The organism is Enterococcus sp. HMSC061C05 (genome assembly GCF_001814765.1).
GTDB lineage: Bacteria > Bacillota > Bacilli > Lactobacillales > Enterococcaceae > Enterococcus_B > Enterococcus_B lactis.
Genome location: NZ_KV817716.1, coordinates 13,228 through 35,320, shown reverse-complemented (window position 1 = coordinate 35,320; position 22,093 = coordinate 13,228). Strand labels below are relative to the sequence as shown.

Here is a 22,093-nt window from a genome sequence, read left to right as displayed (position 1 = left end):
GTATGATTATTTTAAGGAAGTGATCTAAGGATACCAAATTAGTATTTATTTGTTCTTATCCCCTATTGACTTTTCTTTCAAACATGCTATTCTAATTTTATTCTAATAGTATCCGATGAGAAGGAAAGTAGACAGGAAATGGTTCAAGAGAGGCTTTGGTTGGTGTAAAAAGCTAGAAGTTGACTGTCGAAAATGGCCTTAGAGGATTTTTTGTCGAAAGGTAGGCAAAAACGAACAGTCTTTCGTTACCAAGACCACTGATTTTATTGTCAGGCTGAGAGAAAGAATGTTTTTTCTGAAAAAAGGTGGTACCACGAGTATAATCGTCCTTTTACTAGTATTTGCTAGTAAAAGGATTTTTTTTTACAAAAAACAAAGAAAAGAGTGAGTGAAATGAGCAAAAACAAACCATTTACAGTAGATCATGTCGGAAGTTTCTTACGTCCGCAATCGATCAAAGAAGCAAGAAAAAAAGTTCAAGAAGGCTTACTTTCAAAAGAAGAACTTCGTACAATCGAAGATCAGGAGATAAAGAGATTAGTAGAAGATCAAAAAGCAGTGGGCATCAAAGGAATTACGGATGGCGAATTTCGGCGCGGATTTTGGCATCTTGATTTTTTAGAAGAACTAAATGGTATCGAAGGCTATGTTCCAGAAACTGGATATAATCAAACATTCCACGGGAAAGCAGCTCCAGCTTATAATATTCGGGTAGTAGATAAATTATCTTTCAATCCAAACCACCCATTTTTAAAAGATTTTGCTTTTCTGAAAGAAGTAGTGGAAACAGATGATACTTTTGTTGCAAAAGCAACGATCCCTAGTCCCACGATGATTTTACGACAAGAGATTCTATCTAACGATGGTTCTTCAAAAATCAATGAGATCTATCCTGATCTATCTGATTTTTATGAGGACTTGTCATCTACTTACAAAGCAGCCATCCATGCTTTTTATGAAAAAGGTTGTCGCTACTTGCAATTCGATGATACAAATTGGGCGTTTCTAGCTGATCAAACTAAAAGAGAAGCACTTCTTCAAAAAGGAATTGATCCGAAAGAAATGGCCCATATTTGTACAGAGATTATCAATAACGCACTGGAAGACAAACCAGAAGATTTGACGATCACGACACATATCTGCCGCGGGAATCACGCTTCTTCTTGGCTGTTCTCCGGTGGATATGAACCCATTGCAGAAGAGTTGTTTTCAACGAATTATGATGGTTTCTTTTTGGAATACGATTCTGACCGAGCAGGTGATTTTACCCCTTTAAGACATTGGAATAACAAAGAAAGTAAAGTTGTTTTAGGATTAGTTACTTCTAAGTTTCCAGATTTGGAAGATACGGAGAAAATAAAAGAACGAATAAAAGAAGCACAAAAATTTATACCGTTGGAAAATCTAAGTATCAGTCCTCAATGTGGGTTTGCTTCAACAGAAGAAGGAAACCATTTAACAGAAGAAGAACAATGGAAGAAAATCCAATTATTGCAGCAAGTCGCAAAAGAAGTTTGGCTATAAAAAATGTAGTATTCCAAAAAGCTAGATTTTTATGGAGTGGAGAGATCCACTCTTTTTATTTTCTGATGATTAGCCGTATCCCATAAATCCTTCACTATATTTTTCATTTTCTATAAACCAAAAGGAAAAAAATGACCTTTCTCTGTTTTCGATAAAATGATAAGGTAATCGACAAAAGAAAGGGAGGAGACTATATGAATAGATATGAAATATTATCGAGATTTTTCAAAAAAAATAAGCGATATGATTTTGTGACTAAACGTAACGAAAACCAGCAGCAATCCAATGCTCAATTTCAAGCTGTGGGATTTGATGTAGATATGGATGTGTTAAAATATTTGCGCATTTACGAGAAGAAATACTATGCGTTAAGATTTATCTCAGAACCAAAAGACGGTTTTTCTAATGAAAAGAAACGCCTAAAATAACCAAACTGTGGGATGTTTAAACTTTCTTAAACTATAACCTAATAAATGTGAAGAAATAATGCACAATTTCTTCACATTTATCTTCTATTCTATATACATACCAACCAACAACCCTATATACTTTTTCATTTTTACTCCTCAAGTAAAAATAACTCCTAGACCGCGGCTACCCACCGCGGTCGTTTTTTTATTCTTCGATCAAAATCGCTTTGATACCCAAACCTGACAAGATTCGTGCAGAAGTATAAGTATTCAATCCTCTTCTAAAAGTAATGTAAACTTTTTTATCTTTTGGGATTTCATTGATTCGATCTCGTAATTCATTCATTGGAATATTTTTTGTTGCCGAGATACTGCCAGAAGGTGCTTTATTAGGTTCACGTATATCTAAAAAGAATGCTTCTTTCAAATCGTTTTCTGGTATATCGCCTGCTTTGATTGTTTCTACGATATTTGTCATTTGATTGATTGCGACATAACCAGCTATATTCAGCGGGTCACGGGTAGTAGAATATGGGGGAGAGTAAGGCAACTCAAGATCGGGCAAATCAAAGACTGTCAAGTTTCCGGTGATCGCTACAGAAAGTTCTCCCATCCGTTTATCGACGCCCTTTTCTCCAAATGCTTGTCCACCTAAAATCCGACCGCTATCTGCATCAAAAATCAGCTTTAGATTTAATCTTGTAGCTCCTGGATAGAAATAGGCATGGTCAAAAGGAGTGATAAAAACAGTTTTGTAATTCGTTATGCCTGATGCTCTTAGTGCATGTTCTGTCATTCCAGCATAACTTGCTGTATGATCAAAGATTTTTGCGACACCCGCACCAATATATCCGCGATAGCGCATAGGCGTACCATTTAAAATATCTGCCAGCATGTGTCCTTGACGATTGGCCGCACTGGAAAGCATACTTTGAATCGGCTGCCCAGTCACTACACTAGTCGTTTCGATAATATCGCCAATCGCATAGATGTCCGGCAGATTGGTTTGTAACTGGTCATCAACAATGATCTGTCCTGTATCTGATAATTGTATGCCGGCTGCTTTCACCACTTCATTATTTGGAGAAACACCAACAGCAAAGACAAGCATATCAGTGGAAAGGACGGAGCCATCTGATAATACTAATTCTCGACCTTTTTCACGGATCTCAGTAACTGTTGTTTCTAAATGAACGGTTAATCCTTCTTCCAGCAATTTGTCATAAACTAGATCAGCGATTTCTGGATCATAAGGGAAAGCGACTTGCGGCAATTGATCGATTAAAGTCACGTCTAAGCCGCGATGTTTGAAATTCTCAGCTAATTCCAGACCCATGACACCTGCGCCAAGAATGACGACATGTTGTGGATCTTTTTCTTCCAGAAACGATTTAATTCGATCCGCATCCGTTACACTGCGAAGGACAAAGCCGTTTTCTGCTTCAAAAGCTCCGGGAATATCCGGGTAAGCTGGTCTAGCACCAGAAGAGATGATCAACTTATCGTAATCCGTTTCTGTCTCTTCATTTGTAGATAGGTCTTTAACTAGTAATCGCTTAGCGGAAGGATCGATTGCTATTACTTCGTGTTTAGTAAATACGTCGATGTTGTTTTTTGTTTTCAATATTTCTGGTGTACGTTCGATCAGCGAGTCACGGTCCGTGATCACACCACCTAAATAATAAGGCAAAGCACAACTTGCGTAAGAAATATTCTCTCCGCGTTCATAGATAATGATTTCATGTGCTTCATTCAATCGACGGAAACGAGTGGCAAATGAAGGACCGCCAGCTACACCGCCAATGACAACAACTTTCATAAAAACATCTCCTTTTCTACGTTGATCGTACTATGTTATGGCAAAAAACAGCAAATAATTGTGCCGGAAAATTATTGTTTATTTTGTCAGTAGAGAAAAATAGTAAGAAAAAAGAGAACGGTTTCGCTATGTTTCTGCATAAAAAAGAAAGAGGCTATGACAACAGGGCTGTCACAACCTCTTTCCATTGGCTTTTAATTCTCGTATTCTTCTAATTCCAAGCTTAGTTCTTCCCATTCCGACAATTTTGTTTCTTGATCTTGTCTAGCTGATTCTAAAGCTTGGTTCAGCTCATTGAGTTTTACGTGATCTTCCAGATTTTCTGGTGCGACCATTTCTTGTTCCAACCGATCGATCCATTCATCGATCCGCGTCATTTCTTCTTCAATCTGAGTGATTTTTCGTTGAAGGCTACGGATAAGCTTTTGCTGTTCTTTGCTCTGGTAATAATCGGATTTATTCGTAGGAGCAGGAGCGGATTCTGGCTCATCTTGTGCCAATAATTCGGCGATTTCTTCTTCTTCTTGTTTTTTCTCTAAATAATAATCATAGTCTCCAAGATAGACTTTACTGCCATTTTCAGAGAGTTCGACGACTTTTGTCGCGATCCGATTGATGAAATATCGGTCATGGGAAACAAAAAGCAGTGTGCCATCGTAATCGATCAATGCATTTTCTAATACTTCTTTGTTGTCAATATCTAAATGGTTTGTTGGTTCGTCCAAGATCAAAAAATTTTCTTTGTTCATCGCTAGCTTGGCTAAAGCAACCCGTGCTTTTTCACCGCCGCTTAACAGAGGGATTGGTTTTTCTACATCTTCGCCAGAAAATAAGAAAGCACCTAAAGCACTTCGAATGTCTTTTTCAGGAGTGGTAGGATGCTCATCCCACAATTCTGCTAGAATCGTCTTGTTTGTATGCAGATCAGCTTGCCCTTGATCGTAATAGCCGATGGTGACATTTGTCCCTAGCGTTTCTTTGCCACGGATAAAAGGGATCTGGTGGATGATCGATTTCAGCAACGTCGATTTTCCGATACCATTCGGACCTACTAGAGCAATCGCTTCTTGTCGGCGGATATCCAAATTGATTGGTTCAGATAAGGTGACATCATCATATCCGATAGCGGCATCTTCGATTTGCAAGACAACATTTCCAGAAGGTTTTTCTATACTGAAAAGAAAGTTTGCTTGTTTCTCATCCCCTTGAGGACGATCCAGACGTTCCATTTTTTCTAATGTCTTTCTGCGACTTTGCGCCCGTTTAGTGGTAGAGGCACGAACAAGATTCCGAGCAACGAAGTCTTCTAATTTGTGGATCTCTGTCTGCTGCTTTTCATAAGCCTTCCATTCACTTGTCAGCTGTTCTGCTTTCAAGTCTAGATACTTCGAGTAGTTGCCTTTGTAATGGCGCATTTTTCTTCTGCTTAGTTCATAAACTTCATTGACTACTTTGTCTAAGAAATAACGGTCATGTGAAACAATCAGTAATGCACCGGTATAGCTTTGCAGATAATTTTCAAGCCAGGAAAGTGTCTCGATATCCAAGTGGTTCGTGGGTTCGTCTAGAATCAAAATGTCAGGGTGTTGCAAAAGCATGCGAGCTAAAGCTAAACGTGTACGCTGTCCACCTGATAAAGTATCGATTTTCTGGTCATAAAAGGAAGAATCGAATTTAAAACCATGCAATACGGAACGAATTTCATTTTCATAACCATAGCCGTTTCGATCCGAAAAATCGTGTTGCAGCCGATCATATTCTTTTAAATAAGAAGTATAAGCGGGTGTATCTGGCGTACCTTCGCTAATGAAAATCTCTAGTTCACGCATCCGCTGTTCCATTTGTCTAACTTGTTCAAAAGCTTTCAGCATCTCGTTCCACACTGTTTCATTGGAATCAAGTCCTGTGTCCTGAGCGAGGTATCCGAGAGTCGCTGTTTTATTTTTAGCAATCTTTCCATCATCTGGTGCTTCAATTCCAGCAATGATCTTCAATAAAGTCGATTTTCCAGCGCCATTTCTGCCAACTAAAGCGACACGAGCGCCTGTACTGATTTCTAAATGTATATTTTCAAATAAGACTTCTGCACCAAAATGGCGAGCAATCTGATTGGCTTGTAATAATATCATGGAATCCTCTTTTCTACTTTGTGAATTCTCCTCAAATAAAAAACTATTTTTCAATTAGTAGTCTACCATAAATTCCATCATACTGCGAGATTTGCAGAAATGATAAATAAATGAATAAAGAATAAAATTTCACAATATCTGAGCAATGGAATTGATTTTTTCCTATAAATACTGCTATGATGGAGAAATCAAAGATGTAATTAGACAATACGTGGAGGTCATTTCGTGAAAGATCATATTATTCCAAAGGCGACAGCTAAAAGACTGCCTTTGTATTATCGTTATTTAAGGATTTTAAATAATGCTGGAAAGAAAAAAGTGTCTTCAACTGAATTAAGTGAAGCCGTTCAAGTAGATAGCGCAACGATCCGTCGAGATTTTTCTTATTTTGGCGAATTAGGAAAACGTGGGTATGGGTATGATGTAGAAGATCTTATGCACTTTTTTGCGAAGACATTAAATGATGATCAATTGACAAATGTTGCGCTGATTGGTGTAGGGAACTTGGGAAGTGCTTTACTAAAATATAAATTCCATCAAAGTAATAGCATACGTATCAGTTGTGCTTTTGATGTGAATGAAGAAATTGTTGGACGCATCGTAGACGGTATCCCCGTTTATCCAATGGAAGATATGTCGGAACAAATCAAGATCCAGCAGATCGAAGTAGCGATTTTAACGATTCCCGCTGAAAGAGCGCAAGAAGTAGTCAATCAGTTAACGGAAGCAGGAATCAAAGGAATCTTGAACTTTACCGCTGCTCGATTGAATGCTCCGTCAGATGTATTGATCCAAAATGTTGATTTGACGAATGAATTGCAAACCTTGATCTATTTCTTGCATTCTGACGCAAATGCGCATTCCGAAAATACAGCAGAATAAAAATAAAAAGCGATTGAACAAATGAAGGCAAAACTTTCACTTGTTCAATCGCTTTTTTCTGTTTGGATAATGTTTATTCTGTTCGAAAGAGTTCTTCATAAGAAAGAGAGTCATCTTCTGCTGTCAGTTCGTCTAGTAAATGCCGGATTTTTTTAAAGTCGATGAACCGCGCTTGTCGAAAGACCTCTTTTCCTTGATGAAAAATCAGAACAACTGGCGCAGTCAATACTTCAAATCTGCTAGCTACTTCTGGCGTTTCGAATGCATCCAAATGAAGTGCCGGAATATCATAATGGGTGAGCAGCTCCTCCAATCGTGGACGAACAGCGTGACAAACACTGCAATTAGGCATCGAAAGATAAACGATGGCAACGGATGATTGTTGCAGTATGTCTTGAACTTCAGACAAGTTAGTGGTTTGTTTCATTTTCATTCTCCCTTTTGTGATAGAAGTGATATGTACGAGACCTTAATTTAATGGGAATAATAGAAAAAGTCAATTGAAGTGCTTCGATAAAAAATAAGAGTTGTGTAAAAATTGACAGAGCAACTTGTTTTTTTTTGAATAAAAGCGTATATTTGCAAAGCGAATGAACTAGAAATGAAAAGGAGGAAACTCATGTTTTCTTTTATTCCCAATTCGGTTTTGCAGATGAGTACGATTTTCTTATCGATCGTTATCGAAGCATTGCCCTTTGTACTATTAGGTTGTCTTATCTCAGGCGCCTTACAAGTATTTTTGACCCCAGAACGTGTGAAGCGATGGCTTCCTGAAAATCGTATATTCTCTATTTTTACTGGTTCGATCTTAGGATTTTTCTTTCCTTCATGTGAATGCGGCATCGTACCTATCGTTCATCAGTTTGTAAAAAAAGGCGTGCCGGTCCACACAGCATTTGCTTTTATGCTGACAGCGCCAATCATTAATCCCATCGTGATTTTTTCCACGTTTATCGCATTTGGCAATTCTTGGCAGATGGCAAGCTGGCGAGTGATAGGCAGCTTTTTTGTTGCCCTTGTGATTGGTGTCTGGCTTGCCTATTTTCAAAAAGACGCTGTATTGAAAGAAAAAATCTCCTCTAAAGTAGTAGAAGAACACCATCATCATGTCCATGAAGAAGAACACGGCGATAAGAATGAACCAAAAAATCGGCTGATCCATCAAACGGGGCATGTGCTGACACATTCAATCGATGAATTTTTTGATACAGGTCGTTATTTGATCATTGGTGGGTTAATCGCAGCTGCGATGCAGACTTATTTACCAACTAGAATGATGCTAACGCTCGGATCAACAAAGATTTTAGCCATCATTATCATGCTGTTATTAGCTTTTACGATGTCTCTTTGTTCAGAAGCAGATGCGTTTATCGGGTCTTCATTGTTAAGTCTGTTCGGCACAGCACCTGTAGCTGCCTTTTTGGTCTTTGGTCCAATGGTCGATATCAAAAATCTATTGATGATGAAACGATATTTTACAGGACGTTTTATTCTATCGCTGATCGGACTGATTGCCCTTAGCGTTGTTGGATTCACATTATTTATTTAGGAGGAAAAATATGCTGCGGTTTTTGATTTTATCTGGCTATTTCGAATTGATGATGTATTTGCAAGTCTCTGGCAAACTTGATCAATATATCAATGTCCACTATCGTTATTTAGCTATTCTTTCGATGATTTTATCCGCTCTTTTGGCTTTAGTTCAGCTGTATTTGTGGGTCAAAAACGGAAAAGCAGAGGAAGAGACGCACGAGCATGATCATGATCACGACCATGGGTTATCGAAACCTTATCAACGTGGGATCGCTTATGTACTGCTAGCTTTGCCAGTGATCGTTGGTACGTTGTTTCCAACAGTTAGTCTGGATACTACGATCGTAGAAGCCAAAGGATTTAATTTTCCGGTAAGCAAAGAATCGGTAGGGGATCCGGAGATGCAGACGCAATACCTAAAGCCAGATACCAGTATTTATTTCAACAAGTCAGACTACTTAGACCAAATGAATGAACTGAAAGAGAAGTATGGGGATAAGCAGACTATCGAGATCACAGATGAAAATTATTTAGAAGTCATGGAGCTGATCTATAATTACCCTAGCGAATTCATTGGCAAAAAAATCAGCTATGAAGGATTTGTTTACCAAACACCGAACGATAGCAATGCAGATGTCTTCTTGTTCCGATTCGGTATTATCCATTGTGTGGCAGATTCAGGAGTCTTTGGCTTGTTAACACATATGCCTGAAGGAGTAACGGTTAAAAATGATGAGTGGTATAAAATAGAAGGAACCATCCAATCGGACTATTATCAACCATTCAAGCGTGAAATTCCATCTGTAGTTGTGACAAACGCAGAGAAAGTCGCTGCTCCGAAAAATCAGTATGTGTATCGTTCTTTTTAAAAGAAAAAAATAAATGAACATAGCTCAGACAGTTGACGTGTAAGGACGTCGGTTGTCTGGCTTTTTTTGTATGAGATATTTGGCTATTTGATATGTTTTGTAAAATGATATTTATTTTAGAAGTTGCATGCTGAATGTAGTTAATAGCGGTTTCAAAGGTGTTGGAAAAGATTGTGAAGAGAATTACAATTTATTCCTAACATGTATGTTGAAAAGTTGTATGAAATGATTTTGATAGTAAAATATCGAGTGGAGGTAATTTGTATGATAACACGTATATTTATTTTGGATGACAGTTTGGTTTTTGAAAAAATGATAGAAGATATTTTGGAAGAATCCAGAAATTTACTGATTCCTTGGAATTTCGAGATAATCAAGGGATTGAACGTCATGCAGTTTGTTGAATTTGTCAAAAACAATGACATTCGTTCATCGGATATTTTTTTTCTTGATATCGATTTGAACGCTTATCACAGCGGGATTGAACTAGGAGAAATGCTTAGAGAAAAGAACGCGAAGTGTAAAATTGTTTATTTGACCTCTCATCCGAATAAAGCAATAGCTGTTATTAACCGAAATATTACGCCTAGCGGGTATTTGATAAAAGAATTCACTTATGAAAAAAATAAAAAAAACATCCAAAGTTACTTATTGAAAGAAAAAGAGAACGAGCCTGTTCAACAAGCGAACAAAAAAAAGTGGACGTCTGTTCGTTATGGCAATAGCGATCATTATATCCATTACGATGAGATTCTTTATCTAATGAGCATGCCAGGCTATAAAAATAAGATAGGCTTGGTATTGAAAGACGAAGAGACACTCATAAACGGCACAATAAAAAAATATAAAAAAACACTGGAATATGAGTATTTATGTAAAGATTTAAAAGCCTACATCATTAATACTGAAAACATTACATCTATTAGCCGAGTAAATGAAGTAGTAACGTTTACGAATGGAGAACAACTAGAGATGGGTAAGAGAAGTATTGATAAACTAAAGAAATTTATTCAAGAAAAGATAAGGAATGAATCATTTTAAAAAATTAAAAATAAAGGATCATATCTCACTTTTTAGTAAACAGACTTAAGTTAATCATGCAAGTTCCTTCTTCCATTTTGTTTCTCTAATACTCGGACCAAGATGCTGATCTCACCCCTTCTACTAAACAGTGTTCCAGAAGTAGTTTCTTCGAAAAATAAGATAGGATTCACAAAAATTTAAGAAACCATTTTCGTGAATCCTGTCTTATTTCGTGAAGCTAATCACTTCTGTCACAACCTTTTCTTTGTTACATTTCGTTTATTTAAAAAGCCGTTTTTTTCGTTTCAACATGATGGCATCACGCTTTACTTTGAAGTTGCGGATGTTATGGTTAAAGACTTCCGATAATACGAGACCTAAAGCAATTGCTCCAGCTATCATGATTGCTTGGACCGCATAATGAGCTGCTTCTTGATAGGATTCAGTAACGAGATTCCGAACCGCCTGATAAGCCAAACCACCCGGAACTAAAGGAACCATCCCAGGAATATTGAAAATCGTTACAGGCATTCTCAAACGCTTAGAGAAAAGATCACTGATGAATGCGACTCCTAAAGAGCCAAGCAATGAACCGAAAGCAGCAGATCCGCCCATTTGAACACAGATCCAGTAGATCATCCAGCCGAAAGCACCAGAAAGACCACAACAAATCAATGAACGCCTAGGGACATTTGTAACAATGGCAAATGCCGCAGTCGCTAAAAAACTAAAAGAAAATTGAATAAATATCGTGCCCATACTCGTGCTCCTTTCTTAATAAAAAAGCTGGAAAATAAAAGCAATCGCAAAACCAATCATCGTAGCAGTCATCATCGCTTCTGTTCCGCGAGAAACCCCTGACACATAATGACCAGCTAGCAAATCACGGATAGCGTTCGTAATTTGAACCCCAGGAACCAAAGGCATCACACATCCGATAATAATTAAATCCTGATTGCTTCCTAAGCCAAAACGAACACTGTAGATAGCAGCTATGCCAATCAATAAAGAAGATAAAAATTCCGATAAAAATTTGATTCTAAAAAATTTCAAACTATACAGATAAACTGCGTATCCCCATCCACCAATAATTAAAGTCACAGGCAAATCGGTCATCTTTCCGCCGAATAACACCATGATCGTTCCACTGATAACTGCCGCACTAACGATCTGCAACCAGACAGGAAAGAACGAACGGTCTCGGTCGATTGCCTGCAATTCACTGTAAAGTTCTTCTAATGTTAGTTCTGAAGCAACATACTTACGTGAAAGATCATTCACTTTTACTACTTTTTCTAAATTGATCGAACGGTTGGTGATTTGTTCCATTCGAATGGTCGAGGTACGATCAAGACCAATAAAGAGACCAGTCTGCGTGACATAGCTGACCAAACGGAAATTTCCAGAAGCTAAAGCAATTCGACTCATCGTATCTTCTACCCGATACATCTCTGCATTGCTTTCCATCATGATTTTCCCAGCGAGTAGACAAGTGTCTAGCAGCAGATCTAATTCTTTTCCCGTCATAGCATCTTCTCCAATAATTGATTGATTAGTTTTATTTTACTACAAAACATATCGGAAGCGTAAAGAATAAAAAAACTTGAGGAAGGAGTGAAAGAGGCGTATACTGTTTTTGTGTCGCGGGTGTAGTTTAGTGGTAAAATCCCAGCTTCCCAAGCTGATGTCGCGGGTTCGATTCCCGTCACCCGCTTAAAAGAGGCTGTGAAAAAGCTGCCCTGCATCAAGTAATAAGAATAGTCAAGCAAAAAAGCTTCTTATGTTTTTGAATTGGTTGGACTTATTACCGCAGATGCAAGCTTTTGAATACTGTTTACCAAGAGGTCGTACAGAAGCCGTTTAGTTTTGAGTATTAAGAAAAATTTTTTGAATGATAATAAATACCTTGTAAATAGTGTTTTGTGATTGAGTAGAGACGATGCATCCGTCTCTTTTTTTGTATTCTTAAGCCGTCTAAAAACTGGTTTTATTTTTTTACTGTTTCTATTTCTTTCCAGTATTTATTTATAGGGGAACATATGTTAAGATTTAGGGAGCTGTTAGTAAAGGAGTAAAGAAATGAGCAAAAAAACAACCAAGGCGATCGTGGGGATCGTCGCTGCTGTGATTGCAGGGGCACTCGGTATTTCCACCACACAAAAAGATTCAGATATCTTCCAACAAATTACAACCATTTTTGATTCCACACCGCAAGCTTCTCAAGTAGCGGATGTGCCAGAATATGATGGAAAACATCAAGAAATAGAAATCAATGGGAATCAGCCGGAGTTTACAAAAGAGGATCTTAGTCTTTCCAAAGGGACATGGGAAAGCTATTCAAATATAGACAAATTGAACAGAGTAGGACAAGCCAATGCGATGTTGGGAAAAGACTTGTTTCCTACTGAAAAGAGAGAACCTTTGTATATTGATCCGACAGGTTGGAAACAAAAGAAATTAAGTGACGGACAATGGTTATACAACCGCAGCCATTTGATTGGTTTCCAGTTGACTGGTCAAAATAATAACATTAAAAACTTAATGACAGGGACACGTTCGTTGAATGCTCCGTACATGCTTGCCCACGAAAATGATATTGCGGCATATATCAAGGAAACAAATCATCATGTACGCTATCGTGTCACTCCTCATTTCGAGGGAAATGAACTGGTAGCAAGAGGTGTGCAGTTGGAAGCAGAAAGCATTGAAGACAAAAAAATTGAATTCAATGTCTTTATCTACAATGTTCAAGATGGCTACACCATCAATTATGAGACAGGGCAAGCAACGAAAACGAAAAATTAGTAGCAGCAATTCGAATTTTTTATGAACTTTATGAAAAAATTGTGTAAAAACATACTTTCAAAGAAATATAGCGTATACTTTATGGAAAGAGGGCTTTTGAAAAAGCCACAGAAAAAAGGAAAAATCAGACAAATCGTGTTTCTTAATTTATTCAGAAGTTTGGAATATTTGTTTGTAGTTTTCCCTTTCTTCGAGTAAAATAAGGGTGTAGAAGGTAAGCTGGAATTACCTTGCGGGAAAGAGGTGTAGAATCATGGGTTTTACAGATGAAACCGTACGTTTTGGTTTTGACGATAGTCGCAAAAAAGAAGTGAGCGAAACATTAGCGATTGTTTATCGGGCTTTGGAAGAAAAAGGCTACAATCCAATTAATCAGATTGTCGGCTACTTGCTTTCTGGAGACCCGGCCTACATTCCTCGTTATCGTGATGCACGAAATTTGATTCGCCGTCACGAACGCGATGAAATCATGGAAGTAATTGTCAAAGACTACCTCTCAAATCATGGAGTGAATTTATGAGAGTAATGGGCTTGGATGTCGGTTCTAAGACAGTAGGCGTTGCTGTGAGCGACCCCTTTGGCTGGACAGCTCAAGGAGTAGAAATCATTCGAATCAATGAAGCAGAAGAAGAGTTTGGCTTTGATCGGTTGAAGGAATTAGTGGCGCAGTACGAAGTAGACCGTTTTGTAGTTGGATTACCTAAGAATATGAACAATTCCATCGGACCAAGGGCAGAAGCTTCCATGTTATATGGAGAGAAGATCAAAGAACTATTCTCCTTGCCGGTTGATTATCAAGATGAACGACTAACCACTGTTCAGGCAGAACGTATGCTAGTAGAGCAGGCAAATACTTCAAGAGCGAAACGAAAAAAAGTCATCGATAAATTAGCAGCTGTGATGATTTTACAAAATTATTTAGACGGCTCAGGTAAGCAATTATTTTAATAATAAAAAGAAAAGAGGTAATCTTATGACAGAACATAACCATTCCCACGAACACGAAGGACACGAACACATCACATTGGTGGATGACCAAGGAAATGAAACATTATACGAAATCTTGCTAACAGTTGACGGACAAGAAGAATTTGGACGTAACTATGTTCTTTTATATCCAGCTGGTGTTTCAGAAGATGAAGATGTAGAATTACAAGCTTATGCATACATCGAAAACGAAGATGGAACAGAAGGCGAGTTAGAACAAATCGAAACAGACGCAGAATGGGATATGATCGAAGAAGTATTCAATACATTCATGGCGGAAGAAGAAGAATAGAATAAAAGAATCGATAAGGTGTAAGAAAAGCTGGACTCTCTGAAAAGTAGAGCCCGGTTTTTTCGTTTAGCACTAAATTTCCTTAAAAAGTAGAAAAGCTTTCGAAGCCTCGTTTGTTTCTTTTACTGTATAATAAAAGAAAATAGTAAAAATCGCTAAAAGATATAAACAAGAGAAAGGAAATACAAGATGATTGGTCTGATTTATTTTGTGGTGATCGTTCTGGCGAACACAGTTGGCGCTATTTCCGGGATGGGTGGAGGCGTGTTGATCAAACCGATTCTTGATCTTATCGGTGCCCATTCTGTTGCAGGGATTTCTTTTTACTCAACAGTTGCGGTATTCACGATGTCCATTGTTTCGACTGTGCGACAAGTATCAAGCGGGAAATCACTGAATTGGCAGATTGTCGGTTGGGTATCTAGTGGAGCTGTTGTTGGAGGAGTAGTCGGCAACATTGTATTCGAAGTTTTTTTACAGTTATTTGAAAACGAGAAGCATGTGCAGCTGATCCAAATTTTTTTGACGGTATTGACCTTGGTTTTTGCGTTCTTCTACACCAAGCATCATCAGCCAAAATTTCATTTGACGTCATGGACTTGGTACCTTATATGTGGGGTGGTTCTGGGCTTTTTAGCTAGTTTTTTAGGTATTGGTGGTGGACCAGTCAATGTTTCTTTGTTGATGCTGATGTTTGCATTGCCAATAAAAGAAGCAACACTATATTCTCTATCTACGATTTTCTTTTCTCAACTGGCAAAATTGGTAACGATTGCTTTAACAAGTAGCTTTATGCGCTTTGATTTATCTATGTTGTTTTATGTTATCCCCGCTGCTGTTATTGGAGGTTTGTGGGGAGCAAGATTTAGCAGGGTTTTGTCTCCAAAAAAAGTGACCTTTATTTTTCAAGCGATTGTCATCGTGGTTCTTTTGATCAATCTTTACAATGCTTTCGTCATCTTGCAAACATTAGAAGGATCTGGATTCAAGCAAGTCAAAATCACTGAAAAGTCTTTTTTTAAGTGAAAAAAGGAGTATACTGTGATAAAAAAATTCATTTAAAAAAATAAAAATTGGCTGGTGATTTGGATGTTGCGGGAAATGCGTTTAGGAGATGCAGAAGCACTACGAGAAATCAATGCGGAACAATTAGGGTATGATGTACCATTAACCGTTACGGTGAGACAAATGAAGAAACTGTTGAAGGAGCCAGAAAAAAATTTTTTCTTGGTTTATGAAGATCCTACTTCTAAAAAAGCAGCTGGCTATGTACAAGCGGAGTCCTATGAATCAATTTTCAGCGATCCGATGTTCAATATTATGGCACTTGCTGTGTCTAAACATGCTGAAAAAAGAGGAATCGGAAAGGCCTTGATGACTGGCGTAGAAGAAGAAGCGAAAAGACGAGGAATATCAGCAATAAGACTTAATTCTGCAGAATACAGAGTAGAAGCACACCGATTTTATGAACGCATCGGTTATCATTCCGATAAAATGCAAAAAAGATTTTTGAAAATCCTGTAAATTTTTATCAAAAAATACCTGGTCATCAAGCCGATACATGATGATCAGGTATTTTTTTTGACTAAGAAAGTAATTGCATCAAGAAACCTGAGATGATCAAAACGATGGCACCACCAAGCCGATTGCCCATTTGAGCAAAAGCAATAAGTTCCATCCGATTAGCTGCAGATAAGACAGCAACATTTCCTGTACCACCCATCGAGTTGTTGCATAAGCCAGCAGTAATAGTTGATTCGATTGGATATAAACCAAACAAACGACCGACAAATCCTGAAACTACTGAAATCGCGATAACACTTGTCAAACATAAGACAACAAATTGCCATGTCAAAGCAGAAGCCAATACATTTAGATTCAATAACGCAATACCGATACCGGCAAGAACAGCTGCTGTCAAGTTTTTGACAATCAAGTTGTTGAACATGATAGCTGCATCTTCGTAATATTCTGGTAATAGGTTTGCGATTTTACAGATAACAACGATAATGATCATGAATGCGTAAGCATGGACTTTAGGAACAAAATAGTTACCGATTTGTCCTAAGATGAAGAAAGTCAATGATACCATCAAACCGACACCTAATTGTGGAATGGAAGGTTTTACATTTCTAGGTTTTCCATCGCCAAGGTCGCCTTTTTCCATTAATTTACCATTACCGTTGAATTTTGGCATTGATTGTCCCGCACGAGCAACTAACGCTGCACCAATGATAGCTAGGACATTTGTCATTGCTGTAGCAGGAATCAGGCGGGAAATGATAGAAGAAGCGTCCGTACCTAAAACATTTGCATAAATCGTTGATAAAGGTACAGCTCCGGCTCCAACACCACCAGCCATTGCGGGCAATGAGATATATAAAACGGAATTTGCAAAACCATTTCCGATAAGCATACCTACGAGTCCTACGGCAGAAAAGGAGACGACCATTGAAATAAGTGCAACGGGAATAAAACGAACAGAAGCTTTCATCAATAGATTACGGTTCATACCAAGGATGCTACCAGTAATCAAGGCAGCAATATAAAAGTCTAAAAAGCCCATATTGCTGACAAAGTTTTCTGTGGATTTTACTACATACTCAGGTAAGATCCCAAATGTAGCAATCGCGGCAGAGGCAAAGATCGCAAAAACGGAGCCACCACCTAAATAACTTTTGACGATAGGGATTTTTGTTCCGATAAAATGAAATAAATTACCGAAAATGACCAAAACAGCGATTGGGCCAATCATATTCGTCGGTAATTTTCCTAAAGCCATTGCAATGATCAGGACAAGGACCATGATCAAATAAAGGGGCAAACTTACGCCGGTAATTTTTGTTGACCAAAACCCTTCTTTTTTCTTTTCCTCAACTGCAGTTGCAGTTGTTGTTTTTTGTGCCATTTTTACAGATCCTTTCTTATTCTGTATCGTATGAAAAAAGCCAAAGAGAAGCGGCAAAAGAGCAGTAGTTGGCTGGCTGCTGTTTTGCCGCAGTCGCTTTTTTCTTTTTAGACGTCATACAAAGTTTCTGTATGTTCTTTTACTATAACAATCTTAATCTTCTAAAGATTTATATTCAGGAACCCATTTAGCAGATTCAACAGCTTCTTTGATATCCGTGATTTCTTCACGATTCAATTTTTGTGCAACAACTGATTTTGCGACAGTTTCAGCAATCGTTTGAGAGAATTCAGTGATTTTTGCTACTGGAGGCAAGATAGCTGCTCCTGGTTTTGTTACATCAACGATTCCGCCTAATGCTCGACTAGCTTGAGAAATGATTTCAGCATTTACTCGTGTAGCTGTTGAAGCAATCAAACCAAGCCCTAAACCTGGGTACATCAACGCATTATTTGCTTGACCGATTTGGTAAGTTACACCGTTATATTCCACATCAGCAGCAGGGATACCTGTTCCAACTAAAGCTTTTCCGTCCGTCCATTCAATCAAATCTTTTGCTTTTGCTTCTGCCAATTTTGTTGGATTAGACAAAGGCATGATGATTGGACGTGGGGTATGAGCCGCCATTTCTTTCACGATTTCTTCAGTGAATGCTCCAGGTTGGGTAGAAGTACCGATCATGATCGTTGGATGGATTGCTTTTACAACTGCTTCTAAGTTTGTCAATTCATCAGCATTAGTGAATTCTGAGCGTTTACGAGCGAATGGGATTTGACCAGGAGTCAACCCTTTTGTATCTTCAAACAATAAACCCTGTTTATCTACTTGATAGAAATGTTGGCGTGCTTCTTCTTCAGGTACACCTTGACGGATCATTTCATCTAAAAGGATGTTTGCGATACCTACACCAGCAGTACCAGCACCAAATGTCAAGATCGTTTGATCTTTCAATTGCTCACCTGATATATTCAATCCACCTAATACACCAGCTAGTACAACGATTCCTGTGCCTTGGATATCATCATTGAAAGTAGTGATTTTATCTTCGTATTTTTCTAAAATCGTTGCAGCATTTCCTCGTCCAAAATCTTCCCAATGTAATAACAATTCTGGGAATAATTCAGTAGCTGATTGAACGAATTGATCAATGAATTCGTAGTAAGTTTCGCCTTCTACACGAGCATGACGATTCCCTAAGTATAATGGATTATTCAATAATTCTTCGTTATTAGTACCAGCGTCAATCGATACAGGCAAGACTTGTGCAGGATTGATACCAGCCGCAGCAGTGTAGACCATCAATTTACCGATAGCGATGTCAACACCGTTCACACCCCAGTCACCCATACCTAAGATTCCTTCTGCATCTGTCACAACGATCAAACGAATGTCGCGTCCATCTGCTGCGTTTTTCAAACTTGCTTTGATATTTTCTGGTTCGTCGATTGAAAGAAATGCAGCATCTTGTGGTTTCAAGAAAATTTCGTTGTATTGTTCGATTGAATCCGCAACGACAGGATCATAAACGACAGGCATGAATTCAACTAAATGTTCGCCCATCAATTTATAAAACAATGTCCGGTTCGTATTGAATAGATTCATTAAGAAGATACGTTTTTCCAAATCGGTCTGTTTGCTTAAGTATTGACCGTAAGCTTGGACAGATTGTTGTTCCAATGTTTGGACAGTACTTGGAAGCATACCAGTGATTCCGTATTTTGCCCGTTCTTCTTTTGTAAAAGCTGTTCCTTTATTTAGAAAAGGATTATTTAATAAGTTTAACCCTGTAAGCATGAATGATTCCTCCTAAGTTTTAATACAAACGAAGTATAGGAGTCAGATGAGGATATAGTCAAAAAGAGCAGGTATAATAAATTTTATTTATATGAGTAATAGAGTCAAAAGAAATCAAAATAGCGGTATTTGTTCTTTTTATATCAACAATCCTTGCTTGATTACTATGCGTATCTCTTATATGCTAAAGAAAGAAAAGTAGAAGAATAAAAGATATGTTAATAAATAGAATCTCTGAAGAATAAATCACGTGATCGTGACGATAAAGTTCACTTACGTCAGGTGATAAAAAATACATAAGTAGAAAACTAAGAGGAGGATCAGAAAATGAAAGAAGTTCAATTGATCAGAAAAAGCGAACTATCAGAAGGTGGTTGCAATGCATGCGGCGTAGTAGAAGCAACAAGCTATACATTAAAGCTTGGTGCCAACAAAGCGATAATCTCTGAGTTGACAGTAGGCGGTCTTGTGGACAGTCTGGCGCTTGCTGAAGGTTTTATTGGAGAAGATATTTATGAGATGTTTTCAGAAATCCGTCAGTTAAAAAAAGGGGAAAACTGCATAGAGGTTCATCATGAGAGCCCGAATGTGAGATTCAAACGTGGTGATAATGAGATGATCTTCAATAATCATGTGTCCGATCACACCGAGCTATATGGAATCGTGAATCAAATACTAACTGAGCTTTTTGAATTGGGACCTTATGCGTTCAAGGAAGAAAACGGTAATCCAAAATTAAACGAAGAATGGCAAGAAACGATTGAAACACAAAGAAACAACCCGCACTTATTTCAATAGGCATCCACAGTATTTCGTAAAAGGGACTTTGACACGACTTTTGTCAAAGTCCCATCGTTTTTTATCTATTTGTGTTCTAAACATTTCTTTCAGAGTAGTAACAACTGGAATGACTGAAATGTAAACAGATTATTTGCCTGTATCAATACGGAAGAGTAATATAAAATGTGTAAACGCTATCATATTATTCATTCAATTTTTTATAGAGGGAAGGCATTGAAATGGAAAAAACGTATCAAGCAGGTACAAATGAAGGAATAGTGGATTTTATCAATATGGAAGATTTAGAAATAGCCGCTTCACAAGTGATTCCAGCTGGTGGTTATGGTTACATCAGCAGTGGTGCTGGCGACTTATTTACTTATCAAGAAAATGAACGGGCATTCAATCATCAGCTGATTATTCCTCATGTATTAAGAGATGTAGAATTACCCGATACAACTACACATTTTGACGAAGAAACGCTGACTGCACCAATCATCATGGCACCAGTTGCTGCTCATGGCTTAGCTCATGTGAAGGCGGAAAAAGCTTCTGCAAAAGGTGTAGCAGATTTTGGGACGATCTATACAGCAAGTTCTTACGCTTCTTGTACATTAGAAGAGATAAGAGAAGCAGGCGGGGAGAAAGCACCGCAATGGTTTCAATTTTATATGAGCAAAGATGATGGGATCAATTTGGATATTCTTGAAGTGGCCAAGCGTAATGGAGCAAAAGCAATCGTATTGACAGCGGATGCAACAGTTGGCGGAAACCGTGAAACAGACCGCAGAAATGGGTTTACCTTCCCACTGCCAATGCCGATCGTTCAGGCTTATCAATCAGGAGTAGGCCAAACGATGGATGCTGTGTACAAATCTTCCAAACAGAAGCTTAGTCCAAAAGATGTAGAATTTATTGCTGCTCATTCTGATTTGCCAGTCTATGTGAAAGGTGTCCAGTCAGAAGAAGATGTCTATCGTTCATTAGAATCTGGTGCTGGCGGAATCTGGGTATCTAATCATGGTGGCCGTCAACTAGATGGTGGTCCAGCAGCGTTTGATTCGTTGCAATATGTGGCAGAAGCAGTAGATAAACGTGTACCAATCGTGTTTGACAGCGGTGTACGACGCGGACAGCATGTTTTCAAAGCAATCGCATCAGGTGCAGATCTTGTTGCTATTGGCAGACCCGTTATTTATGGATTGTCTTTAGGAGGAAGCACAGGAGTCCGTCAAGTGTTTGATTTCTTTAAAACAGAATTGGAAATGGTCATGCAATTAGCTGGAACACAAACAGTAGAAGATATCAAAAAAATAAAATTGCGTGAGAATCGTTTTATTTAAGATACAAATGACGAAAACAATAGGAGTGCGGCAGTTGATGCCGTACTCCTATTTGTATGGGTCAGAGAAGCATTAATAGAATAAGTTGAAATGAAAAAAAGAAAATTGAAATGTTTTTTCATACTTAATAAAAAAATAAGAATATTCATGTAAACGATTTTATTGCTTTTTTCTCTTTTATACAAAAAGGGTCAGAATTTCAAGTAAGCGGATGAATTCATGAGGATTTTTTGCATGCTGTCTCTACTATACTTAGGTCACTAAGAAAAAGGAGTGATTTATTATGAAAAAGAACATGATTGGGACATTATTACTTTCAACACTTCTTCTAGGCGGCTTGGCAACCCCAGCTTTTGCTGAAGGTCAAGCAACTTCAAAAGGAGATATTACCTTTACTGAGCCAACAAATACTGTCGTACCCCTTGATCCTACTGATCCTTCTAAACCAGTAGAGCCGGCAGATCCGGAAAATCCAGGAACTGGCCAGACAGGTCCTTTAACGCTGGATGTAGTTCCCGAATTGCCGTTTGGTACACACGAGATTGAAAGCGGAACAAAAACATATCAAATAGACGCTTCAAAAAATGATACACCTTATCTTCAAGTATCAGATCGTCGAGGTGTAGGTGCAGACGGGCAAGCGCAAGGATGGAACGTGACAGTTTCGGTTTCAGATTTTGTAAACGGTTCACAAGTTTTGCAAGGGGCTGAATTGGATTTTGGGACATCCACTGTGAAAAGTACCTCAGATAACGAAGCCACTGCACCAACTAGTCAAGCTGTGACTGGATTAAGTAAAGCAAGTGCAGCGACACCAATATTTACAGCAGCAAAAGACCAAGGTCTAGGAACATGGCTTTCTGTTTATGATCCAGCAAATATCACGCTGAAAGTACCTAAAGCAGCAGCTGGAACATTCACGGCTGATTTGACTTGGAACCTCGTGGCTGGCCCAGTAGCATAGAATATGAAATGAATTCAACAAACTGCGGTGA

The 22,093-nt window shown here is 38.2% G+C and carries 22 protein-coding genes, 1 tRNA gene and 1 other annotated feature; of the genes, 16 read left to right on the top strand and 7 right to left on the bottom strand.

Annotated features, from left to right (window positions below):
• The first annotated feature begins 106 nt into the window (after nucleotides 1–106).
• Nucleotides 107–334, top strand: a binding site (T-box leader).
• Nucleotides 335–393: 59 nt separating this feature from the next.
• Together HMPREF2988_RS00510 and HMPREF2988_RS00505 are read left to right on the top strand one after the other, a co-directional pair.
• Nucleotides 394–1,524: a 5-methyltetrahydropteroyltriglutamate--homocysteine S-methyltransferase gene (locus tag HMPREF2988_RS00510; protein WP_070769791.1), complete on the top strand. Its 1,131-nt coding sequence runs from the start codon at nucleotides 394–396 to the stop codon at nucleotides 1,522–1,524.
• 194 nt (nucleotides 1,525–1,718) lie between these two features.
• Nucleotides 1,719–1,952: a hypothetical protein gene (locus tag HMPREF2988_RS00505; RefSeq protein ID WP_070769790.1), complete on the top strand. Its 234-nt coding sequence runs from the start codon at nucleotides 1,719–1,721 to the stop codon at nucleotides 1,950–1,952.
• A 187-nt stretch (nucleotides 1,953–2,139) separates the two neighbouring features.
• Here the strand turns inward: HMPREF2988_RS00505 and HMPREF2988_RS00500 are convergent, their stop codons facing one another.
• Together HMPREF2988_RS00500 and HMPREF2988_RS00495 are read right to left on the bottom strand one after the other, a co-directional pair.
• The gene (locus tag HMPREF2988_RS00500) at nucleotides 2,140–3,753 is read right to left on the bottom strand and encodes an FAD-dependent oxidoreductase (RefSeq protein WP_070769789.1); all 1,614 of its coding nucleotides are present in this window, start codon (nucleotides 3,751–3,753) and stop codon (nucleotides 2,140–2,142) included.
• 194 nt (nucleotides 3,754–3,947) lie between these two features.
• Nucleotides 3,948–5,882, bottom strand: coding sequence for an ABC-F family ATP-binding cassette domain-containing protein (locus HMPREF2988_RS00495; protein ID WP_070769788.1), 1,935 nt, complete (start codon nucleotides 5,880–5,882; stop codon nucleotides 3,948–3,950).
• A 225-nt stretch (nucleotides 5,883–6,107) separates the two neighbouring features.
• Here HMPREF2988_RS00495 and HMPREF2988_RS00490 point away from each other — a divergent pair, with 225 nt between their 5' ends.
• On the top strand, nucleotides 6,108–6,764 hold the full coding sequence (locus HMPREF2988_RS00490) for a redox-sensing transcriptional repressor Rex (protein ID WP_002287746.1): 657 nt from the start codon (nucleotides 6,108–6,110) through the stop codon (nucleotides 6,762–6,764).
• A gap of 73 nt (nucleotides 6,765–6,837) precedes the next feature.
• On the opposite strand, the gene HMPREF2988_RS00485 is transcribed toward HMPREF2988_RS00490, so the two are convergent.
• On the bottom strand, nucleotides 6,838–7,191 hold the full coding sequence (locus HMPREF2988_RS00485; RefSeq protein ID WP_070769787.1) for a thioredoxin family protein: 354 nt from the start codon (nucleotides 7,189–7,191) through the stop codon (nucleotides 6,838–6,840).
• A gap of 192 nt (nucleotides 7,192–7,383) precedes the next feature.
• Between HMPREF2988_RS00485 and HMPREF2988_RS00480 the strand changes: the two genes are divergently transcribed.
• From HMPREF2988_RS00480 to HMPREF2988_RS00470, 3 genes are all read left to right on the top strand, one after another.
• The gene (locus HMPREF2988_RS00480) at nucleotides 7,384–8,313 is read left to right on the top strand and encodes a permease (protein ID WP_002314627.1); all 930 of its coding nucleotides are present in this window, start codon (nucleotides 7,384–7,386) and stop codon (nucleotides 8,311–8,313) included.
• Nucleotides 8,314–8,323: 10 nt separating this feature from the next.
• The gene (locus tag HMPREF2988_RS00475) at nucleotides 8,324–9,166 is read left to right on the top strand and encodes a TIGR03943 family putative permease subunit (RefSeq protein ID WP_070769786.1); all 843 of its coding nucleotides are present in this window, start codon (nucleotides 8,324–8,326) and stop codon (nucleotides 9,164–9,166) included.
• A 264-nt stretch (nucleotides 9,167–9,430) separates the two neighbouring features.
• Entirely contained in the window at nucleotides 9,431–10,207 is a 777-nt protein-coding gene (locus tag HMPREF2988_RS00470) for a LytR/AlgR family response regulator transcription factor (protein ID WP_002333150.1), read from the top strand.
• Between the two features lie 261 nt (nucleotides 10,208–10,468).
• On the opposite strand, the gene HMPREF2988_RS00465 is transcribed toward HMPREF2988_RS00470, so the two are convergent.
• Both HMPREF2988_RS00465 and HMPREF2988_RS00460 read right to left on the bottom strand, forming a co-directional pair.
• On the bottom strand, nucleotides 10,469–10,948 hold the full coding sequence (locus tag HMPREF2988_RS00465; protein ID WP_002290881.1) for a threonine/serine exporter family protein: 480 nt from the start codon (nucleotides 10,946–10,948) through the stop codon (nucleotides 10,469–10,471).
• A gap of 15 nt (nucleotides 10,949–10,963) precedes the next feature.
• Nucleotides 10,964–11,716: a threonine/serine exporter family protein gene (locus HMPREF2988_RS00460; protein WP_002290882.1), complete on the bottom strand. Its 753-nt coding sequence runs from the start codon at nucleotides 11,714–11,716 to the stop codon at nucleotides 10,964–10,966.
• Between the two features lie 116 nt (nucleotides 11,717–11,832).
• Here HMPREF2988_RS00460 and HMPREF2988_RS00455 point away from each other — a divergent pair.
• The 7 genes from HMPREF2988_RS00455 to HMPREF2988_RS00425 all read left to right on the top strand — a co-directional run bounded on the left by HMPREF2988_RS00455 (nucleotide 11,833) and on the right by HMPREF2988_RS00425 (nucleotide 15,797).
• A tRNA-Gly gene (locus HMPREF2988_RS00455) sits at nucleotides 11,833–11,903 on the top strand.
• Nucleotides 11,904–12,268: 365 nt separating this feature from the next.
• Nucleotides 12,269–12,994: a DNA/RNA non-specific endonuclease gene (locus tag HMPREF2988_RS00450; protein ID WP_002290883.1), complete on the top strand. Its 726-nt coding sequence runs from the start codon at nucleotides 12,269–12,271 to the stop codon at nucleotides 12,992–12,994.
• 253 nt (nucleotides 12,995–13,247) lie between these two features.
• Nucleotides 13,248–13,514, top strand: a complete 267-nt coding sequence (locus HMPREF2988_RS00445) for an IreB family regulatory phosphoprotein (RefSeq protein ID WP_002290885.1) — start codon at nucleotides 13,248–13,250, stop codon at nucleotides 13,512–13,514.
• Nucleotides 13,511–13,942, top strand: a complete 432-nt coding sequence (ruvX, locus tag HMPREF2988_RS00440) for a Holliday junction resolvase RuvX (protein ID WP_002320247.1) — start codon at nucleotides 13,511–13,513, stop codon at nucleotides 13,940–13,942. The genes HMPREF2988_RS00445 and ruvX overlap by 4 nt, the downstream gene beginning before the upstream one ends.
• Nucleotides 13,943–13,967: 25 nt before the next feature.
• A complete protein-coding gene (locus HMPREF2988_RS00435; RefSeq protein WP_002308458.1) occupies nucleotides 13,968–14,273 on the top strand; it encodes a DUF1292 domain-containing protein in 306 nt (101 codons plus the stop codon).
• A 189-nt stretch (nucleotides 14,274–14,462) separates the two neighbouring features.
• Complete coding sequence (locus HMPREF2988_RS00430; protein ID WP_002327728.1) at nucleotides 14,463–15,299, top strand: sulfite exporter TauE/SafE family protein; 837 nt, start codon at nucleotides 14,463–14,465, stop codon at nucleotides 15,297–15,299.
• A gap of 63 nt (nucleotides 15,300–15,362) precedes the next feature.
• Nucleotides 15,363–15,797, top strand: a complete 435-nt coding sequence (locus HMPREF2988_RS00425; RefSeq protein ID WP_002290890.1) for a GNAT family N-acetyltransferase — start codon at nucleotides 15,363–15,365, stop codon at nucleotides 15,795–15,797.
• A 61-nt stretch (nucleotides 15,798–15,858) separates the two neighbouring features.
• On the opposite strand, the gene HMPREF2988_RS00420 is transcribed toward HMPREF2988_RS00425, so the two are convergent.
• Complete coding sequence (locus HMPREF2988_RS00420; protein ID WP_070769785.1) at nucleotides 15,859–17,181, bottom strand: 2-hydroxycarboxylate transporter family protein; 1,323 nt, start codon at nucleotides 17,179–17,181, stop codon at nucleotides 15,859–15,861.
• A 153-nt stretch (nucleotides 17,182–17,334) separates the two neighbouring features.
• Nucleotides 17,335–18,975 (bottom strand): malolactic enzyme, encoded by a 1,641-nt coding sequence (locus HMPREF2988_RS00415; RefSeq protein ID WP_002295057.1) that lies wholly within the window; start codon nucleotides 18,973–18,975, stop codon nucleotides 17,335–17,337.
• Between the two features lie 327 nt (nucleotides 18,976–19,302).
• Here HMPREF2988_RS00415 and HMPREF2988_RS00410 point away from each other — a divergent pair, with 327 nt between their 5' ends.
• From HMPREF2988_RS00410 to HMPREF2988_RS00400, 3 genes are all read left to right on the top strand, one after another.
• Nucleotides 19,303–19,773: a DUF4809 family protein gene (locus tag HMPREF2988_RS00410; RefSeq protein ID WP_070769784.1), complete on the top strand. Its 471-nt coding sequence runs from the start codon at nucleotides 19,303–19,305 to the stop codon at nucleotides 19,771–19,773.
• 221 nt (nucleotides 19,774–19,994) lie between these two features.
• Nucleotides 19,995–21,098, top strand: coding sequence for an alpha-hydroxy-acid oxidizing protein (locus HMPREF2988_RS00405; RefSeq protein WP_002314634.1), 1,104 nt, complete (start codon nucleotides 19,995–19,997; stop codon nucleotides 21,096–21,098).
• A gap of 283 nt (nucleotides 21,099–21,381) precedes the next feature.
• On the top strand, nucleotides 21,382–22,062 hold the full coding sequence (locus tag HMPREF2988_RS00400; protein WP_002318581.1) for a WxL domain-containing protein: 681 nt from the start codon (nucleotides 21,382–21,384) through the stop codon (nucleotides 22,060–22,062).
• The last annotated feature ends 31 nt before the right edge of the window (nucleotides 22,063–22,093 follow it).